Origin of the sequence: Streptomyces sp. NPDC056361 (genome assembly GCF_042262805.1) — a bacterium.
Taxonomy (GTDB): domain Bacteria; phylum Actinomycetota; class Actinomycetes; order Streptomycetales; family Streptomycetaceae; genus Streptomyces.
The window spans coordinates 1-5,083 of the sequence record NZ_JBHJQI010000267.1 but is presented as its reverse complement, the minus strand read 5'-3'; the positions used below and the strand labels follow the sequence as shown (position 1 = coordinate 5,083).

General features: G+C 71.7%; 5 protein-coding genes and 1 pseudogene. All 6 read left to right on the top strand.

The genetic code is table 11. The features are described from left to right. Window positions 1–129 precede the first annotated feature (129 nt). The 6 genes and pseudogenes from ACFCY7_RS39735 to ACFCY7_RS39710 all read left to right on the top strand — a co-directional run bounded on the left by ACFCY7_RS39735 (window position 130) and on the right by ACFCY7_RS39710 (window position 5,071). Window positions 130–1,395: pseudogene (locus ACFCY7_RS39735) on the top strand (tyrosine-type recombinase/integrase). A gap of 141 nt (window positions 1,396–1,536) precedes the next feature. Next, window positions 1,537–2,997 (top strand): aldehyde dehydrogenase, encoded by a 1,461-nt coding sequence (locus tag ACFCY7_RS39730; RefSeq protein ID WP_376490951.1) that lies wholly within the window; start codon window positions 1,537–1,539, stop codon window positions 2,995–2,997. Continuing rightward, entirely contained in the window at window positions 2,997–3,230 is a 234-nt protein-coding gene (locus tag ACFCY7_RS39725; RefSeq protein WP_376490950.1) for a ferredoxin, read from the top strand. Before ACFCY7_RS39730 ends, ACFCY7_RS39725 begins: the two co-directional genes overlap by 1 nt. Before the next feature lie 72 nt (window positions 3,231–3,302). Then, window positions 3,303–3,851 carry a hypothetical protein gene (locus ACFCY7_RS39720; RefSeq protein WP_376490949.1) on the top strand — a complete coding sequence of 183 codons (549 nt, stop codon included), beginning with the start codon at window positions 3,303–3,305 and terminating at the stop codon, window positions 3,849–3,851. Window positions 3,852–3,853: 2 nt separating this feature from the next. Then, window positions 3,854–4,423 (top strand): hypothetical protein, encoded by a 570-nt coding sequence (locus ACFCY7_RS39715; RefSeq protein WP_376490948.1) that lies wholly within the window; start codon window positions 3,854–3,856, stop codon window positions 4,421–4,423. A gap of 99 nt (window positions 4,424–4,522) precedes the next feature. Further along, a complete protein-coding gene (locus ACFCY7_RS39710; protein ID WP_376490947.1) occupies window positions 4,523–5,071 on the top strand; it encodes a hypothetical protein in 549 nt (182 codons plus the stop codon). Window positions 5,072–5,083: the final 12 nt, after the last annotated feature.

Sequence of the window (5,083 nt, the reverse complement as noted above, 5' to 3'; positions counted from 1 at the left end):
GGCCCGTCGGGTCCGCCGGGTGGGGGGGCCCCCCCCCGGGCCCCCCCACCAAAACCCCCTCCCCCCCCCGGGGGGGGGGCGCCCCTGCGGCCCCCCCCCCACGGCTTTCCCTGAGAGGCACAGCACCACATGGCAGGTCACATCCAGGACCGTTGGTTCAAGGTCGAGCTGGGCGCCGACGGTAAGACCCGGCGGGTCAAGACCGACCGCTATGGGACAGGCATGCGCTACCGGGCCCGGTACGTCGGTCCCGACGGCACGGAGAAGTCCAAGAGCTTCCCTGACCGGCAGAAGCGCCTTGCCGAGCAGTGGCTGACGAGCATCGAGACGGACATGGCCAGGGGTGAGTACATCGACCCGAAGGTCGGTCGCACCACCTTCCAGCAGTACGCCGAACGCTGGGTCGCCGCGCAAACGACGGACGTCGCCACGCGCACCGGAGCGGAGTCTAGGATCCGGCTGCACGCGTACCCGTACATCGGGTCCCGGCCCCTCGGTTCGTTCCAGCCCGAGCACATCCGGGAGTGGCTGCGGAAGCTGGAAGACGCGGGTCTGGCCGCGTCCACCCGGCGAACCATCTACGCCAACGTGTCGGCGGTCTTCACGGCTGCCGTGGACGACCGGCTCATCGCGCGGAATCCCTTCCGTGCCGCTTCGGTGAAGGCGCCGGCGCAGACCTCGAAGCGCGTTCGCCCGTGGAGCGTTGAGCAGGTGTTCGCGGTGCGACGGGCGCTCCCGGCCCACTACCGAGCCATGGTTGATGTGGGCGGTGGCTGCGGGCTTCGGCAGGGCGAAATCTTCGGGCTTCCGGTCGACGAGGTTGGCTTCCTCACTGGGTGGCTGCACGTCGGCTATCAGGTGAAGCTCATCGGCGGCCGAGCCGTCTTCGCCCCGCCGAAGCGAGGCAAGGTACGTGACGTTCCCCTGCCCGCGCATGTGAGTCAGGCGCTGGCCGCCCACATGAAGGCGTTTCCGCCCGAGGAGGTCACGCTGCCGTGGGAGACGGTGAGCGGTCCGCTCGTGACGAAGCGTCTGATGTTCACCACCGAGGAGGGCAAGGCCGTCGGCCGGCACTACTTCAACACCGCTTCCTGAAAACCCGCTCTCGTGGCCGCTGACGTGCTCCCGGCGCCTGAACCGGGGGAGAGGCCCAAGGAGTCGCGCGAGGACGGCATGCACGCGCTGAGGCACTTCTACGCCTCCGTGCTGCTCGATGCGGGCGAGAACGTCAAGGCGTTGAGCGGCTACCTGGGGCACGCGGACCCGGGGTTCACGTTGAGGACGTACACGCACCTCATGCCGAGCAGTGAGAGTCGCACGCGGAAGGCCGTCGACGACGTGTATCAGGCGCGCGGTGAAGCACCTGACGGCCCACAGGCGGCCCAGGCGGCATGACGACGGCCCCCACCAGTGGAAAAGCTGCTGGTGGGGGCCGGTTTGGCCTCAAGTCTGGCCAAGTATAACTAGAACTGGTATCAGTTCTGAAGCATCGTCAGAAACTCAGGGGCAATTCCATCTCCTCGGGAGGCAGCGGTCATGACCGAGCTTGTGGAGCACGGAAGGCTGTTCATCGGCGGGGAGTTGACCGAACCGCTCGGAACCGGCGTGATCGAGGTGATCTCGCCGCACACCGAGGAGGTCATCGGACGCGTCCCGCACGCCTCCGAAGCCGACGTCGACCGGGCCGTCGCCGCGGCCCGACGGGCCTTCGACGAGGGGCCGTGGCCCCGGATGACGGTCGAGGAGCGGATCGCCGTCGTCACCCGCATCAAGGACGCCATCGCCGTCCGGTACGAGGAGATCGGCCGCGTCATCAGCGCGCAGAACGGCTCCCCGTACTCCTGGTCCGTCCTCGCCCAGGCGCTGGGCGCGATGATGGTCTGGGACGCGGCGATCGCCGTCGCCCGGGACTTCCCGTACGAGGAGCGGCGCGGCGGCGTCCTCGGGCCGCTGCTCGTCCGGCGCGAACCGGTCGGTGTCGTCGCGGCCGTCATCCCGTGGAACGTGCCGCAGTTCACCGCCGCCGCCAAGCTGGGGCCCGCGCTGCTCGCCGGCTGCACGGTGGTCCTCAAGCCGTCGCCGGAAGCACCCCTCGACTCGTACATCCTCGCCGAGATCGCCACCGAGGCCGGGCTGCCCGAGGGCGTCCTCAGCATCCTGCCCGCCGACCGCGAGGTCAGCGAGTACCTCGTCGGCCACCCCGGCGTCGACAAGGTCTCCTTCACCGGCTCGGTCGCCGCGGGACGGCGGGTCATGGAGGTCGCCTCGCGCAACCTCACCCGCGTCACCCTCGAACTCGGCGGGAAGTCGGCCGCCGTGATCCTGCCCGACGCGGACACCGCGACCGCCGTCGCCGGGATCGTCCCGGCCGCCTGGATGAACAACGGCCAGGCCTGCGTCGCCCAGACCCGCATCCTCGCCCCCCGCTCCCGGTACGAGGAGATCTCGGAGGCCTTCGCCGCCGCGGCCGGCGCGCTCGTCGTCGGCGACCCGCTCGACCCGGCCACCCAGGTCGGCCCGCTGGTCGCCCGGCGCCAGCAGCAGCGCTCCCTCGACTACATCGGCATCGGCCAGCAGGAGGGCGCCAAGATCCTCGCGGGCGGCGGGCGGCCCGCCGGGCTCGAACGCGGCTGGTACGTCGAACCGACCCTCTTCGGCGGCGTCGACAACTCCATGCGGATCGCCCGCGAGGAGATCTTCGGCCCGGTCATCTGCCTCCTGCCCTACGAGGACGAGGCCGACGCCCTCCGCATCGCCAACGACTCCGACTTCGGGCTCAGCGGCAGCGTCTGGACCGGCGACGTGGAGCACGGCATCGACTTCGCCCGCCGGGTCCGCACCGGCACCTTCAACGTCAACACCTTCAGCCTCGACATGCTCGGCCCCTTCGGCGGCTACAAGAACTCCGGCCTCGGCCGCGAGTTCGGCCCCGAGGGCTTCGGCGAGTACCTGGAGCACAAGATGATCCACCTCCCCGCCGGGTACGGGGACGCGTGATGGGCGACCGCTGGCGCGTCGAGGTCGACCGCAGCGTCTGCATCGGCTCCGGCATGTGCGTCGACCACGCCCCGGACGGCTTCCGCCTCGACACCGCCCGCCAGTCCCATCCGGTGGAGTCCGAGGCGGACGCGGGCGAACGCATCCTCGCCGCCGCCGAGGGCTGCCCCGTGGAGGCCATCCTCATCACCCTCGCCGACGGTGGGGAGCCGGTCTATCCCCCCGAGGAGTGACCGCTCGCGCCCATGGCACACTGCTCCCTCGATCACGGGGCGTCCAGCCCGGTGACCTGGGAGGGGACGACTGTGCACGGGAAGAGGGGGACCGCCTTCGCGGCCCTGGCCATGGCCATGGCCGTCGGCGTGACGGGGTGCGGCGGGAACGCGAACGGGACGGGAGCGGCGGGCCCGGCGTCCGCCGCCCCCCGTCCGGCGGGGACGGGCCCGCTCACCAAGGCCGCGGTGCAGGCGGACATCGACGGCTCGGTGGCGGACGCGGACACCCCGCCCGCCGACCCGGACTGGGCCGCCATGGCGGACCGCGGCCGCGGCAAGGGCTGCGTGATCGCGTACATGGGCTACGGCGCGGAGGGCGCCCCCGCCGGCGTCCCGCAGTACGAGGCGCTGGTGCGCGAGTTGAAGGAGCGCGGCTGGGAGCAGTCCGGGCAGCGGAAGGAGCGCAGGGCCGAGGACGCGGCCCAGACGGTCATCGACGTCCGGACCGTCCTGGAGCAGCGCGGCTGGAGCGTGACGACGGAGTACCGCGCCGGAACCGGGCAGGGCGAGGTCAAGGCGATGGCCTTCGACGTCGCCTGCGCGAAGAAGGCCGGCATCGACGAGAACCCGGTGGGCTGACCATGCGTACGAGAGACATGGCGGCGGTCGCGGGCGTGCTGGCGGCGGTGCTGTTCGGTGCCGGGTGCGGGACCGTCGGGGGAGGTGCCGGCGCGGGCTCCGGGGCTTTCGACCGCGAGGCGGCGCAGGAGGAGATCCGTACGGCCGTGGCCGGGGCGGGACTGCCGAAGTCCGAGCTGCCCGAGCCGGGTTCCGTGACCCCGACGGCCACGCCCACCGCGGAGCGGGACCGGATCGTGCAGCGCGCCGCCGCCTGCACGGCCGCCTGGCAGTACGTCGGGCCCGTGGTGGAGGGGGCGCGGGGGAAGTACGACCGGACGGTCGCCGCCCTCGTCGAGAAGGGCTGGACGGCCGGGAACCGGCAGGTGGAGAAGCTCGACGACAAGGGGGGGACCTCGGCCGCCGTCACGCTCAAGAAGAGCGGCTGGACGCTGTTCGCCCGCCATCACGCCCCGACGACGATGGCGATGGACATGGTCTCCTTCCAGGCGACGGAGGACGCGTGCATGAGTCGGTTCAGCGAGCGGGAGATGGACCTCCTCACCGGGGAGGAAGGGAGCACCGGGGGCTGACGCGTGCCCGGTTCGTGACGCGCCGTCATTCCCACGTGCAAAACTGTGCCCCTGAAAACGGGGGCAACAGGCCTTCGTGCGTGCGTATTCGGGAGTGTTGTGCGCAAGGCGATGTGGGTGGCCGCGGCCGCCGGTGTGGTGCTGCTGGTCGCGGGCTGCGGGAGCGAGGGCGGCTCGGACAAGGGCGGTTCGTCCTCGGCCGGGTCCTCCTCGGCCGGTTCGTCCGCGACGGGCGGCTCGGGCGGCTCGGGCGGTTCGGACGGCGCGAAGCTGGACGGGGCCGCGGTCACCAAGGAGCTGACGGACGCGGCGACGGGGGCCGGCTTCACGCAGGACGCCTCGGGCGAGCAGATTCCGGCCGAGGCCAAGAACTGCATGGTCAGCTGGACGGCCGACGCCGCGAAGGCGGCGGACCCGGCGAAGTCCTACACGGACACCGTCGCGACCCTGACCAAGGGCGGCTGGAACGAGGAGCGCAGCTCCGGCGCGGGCGGCTCGGTCATCAAGTCGCTGAAGAAGAGCAGCTGGCAGCTCCAGGCCAGCAACCACTCGGCGGGCCCGCTGAAGCTGGTGATGTTCGTGGCCGTCGACAGCAGCCCGGAGTGCGCCGCGGTCATCGCCGCGAACAACGCCAAGCCCCAGGGCTGACCCGGCGCCGCC

Excerpts from the sequence above, each read along its gene's own strand:
- ACFCY7_RS39725 (WP_376490950.1), top strand. The coding sequence starts at position 2,997 with ATGGGCGACCGCTGGCGCGTCGAGGTCGACCGCAGCGTCTGCATCGGC.
- ACFCY7_RS39730 (WP_376490951.1), top strand. The coding sequence starts at position 1,537 with ATGACCGAGCTTGTGGAGCACGGAAGGCTGTTCATCGGCGGGGAGTTG.
- ACFCY7_RS39715 (WP_376490948.1), top strand. The coding sequence starts at position 3,854 with ATGCGTACGAGAGACATGGCGGCGGTCGCGGGCGTGCTGGCGGCGGTG.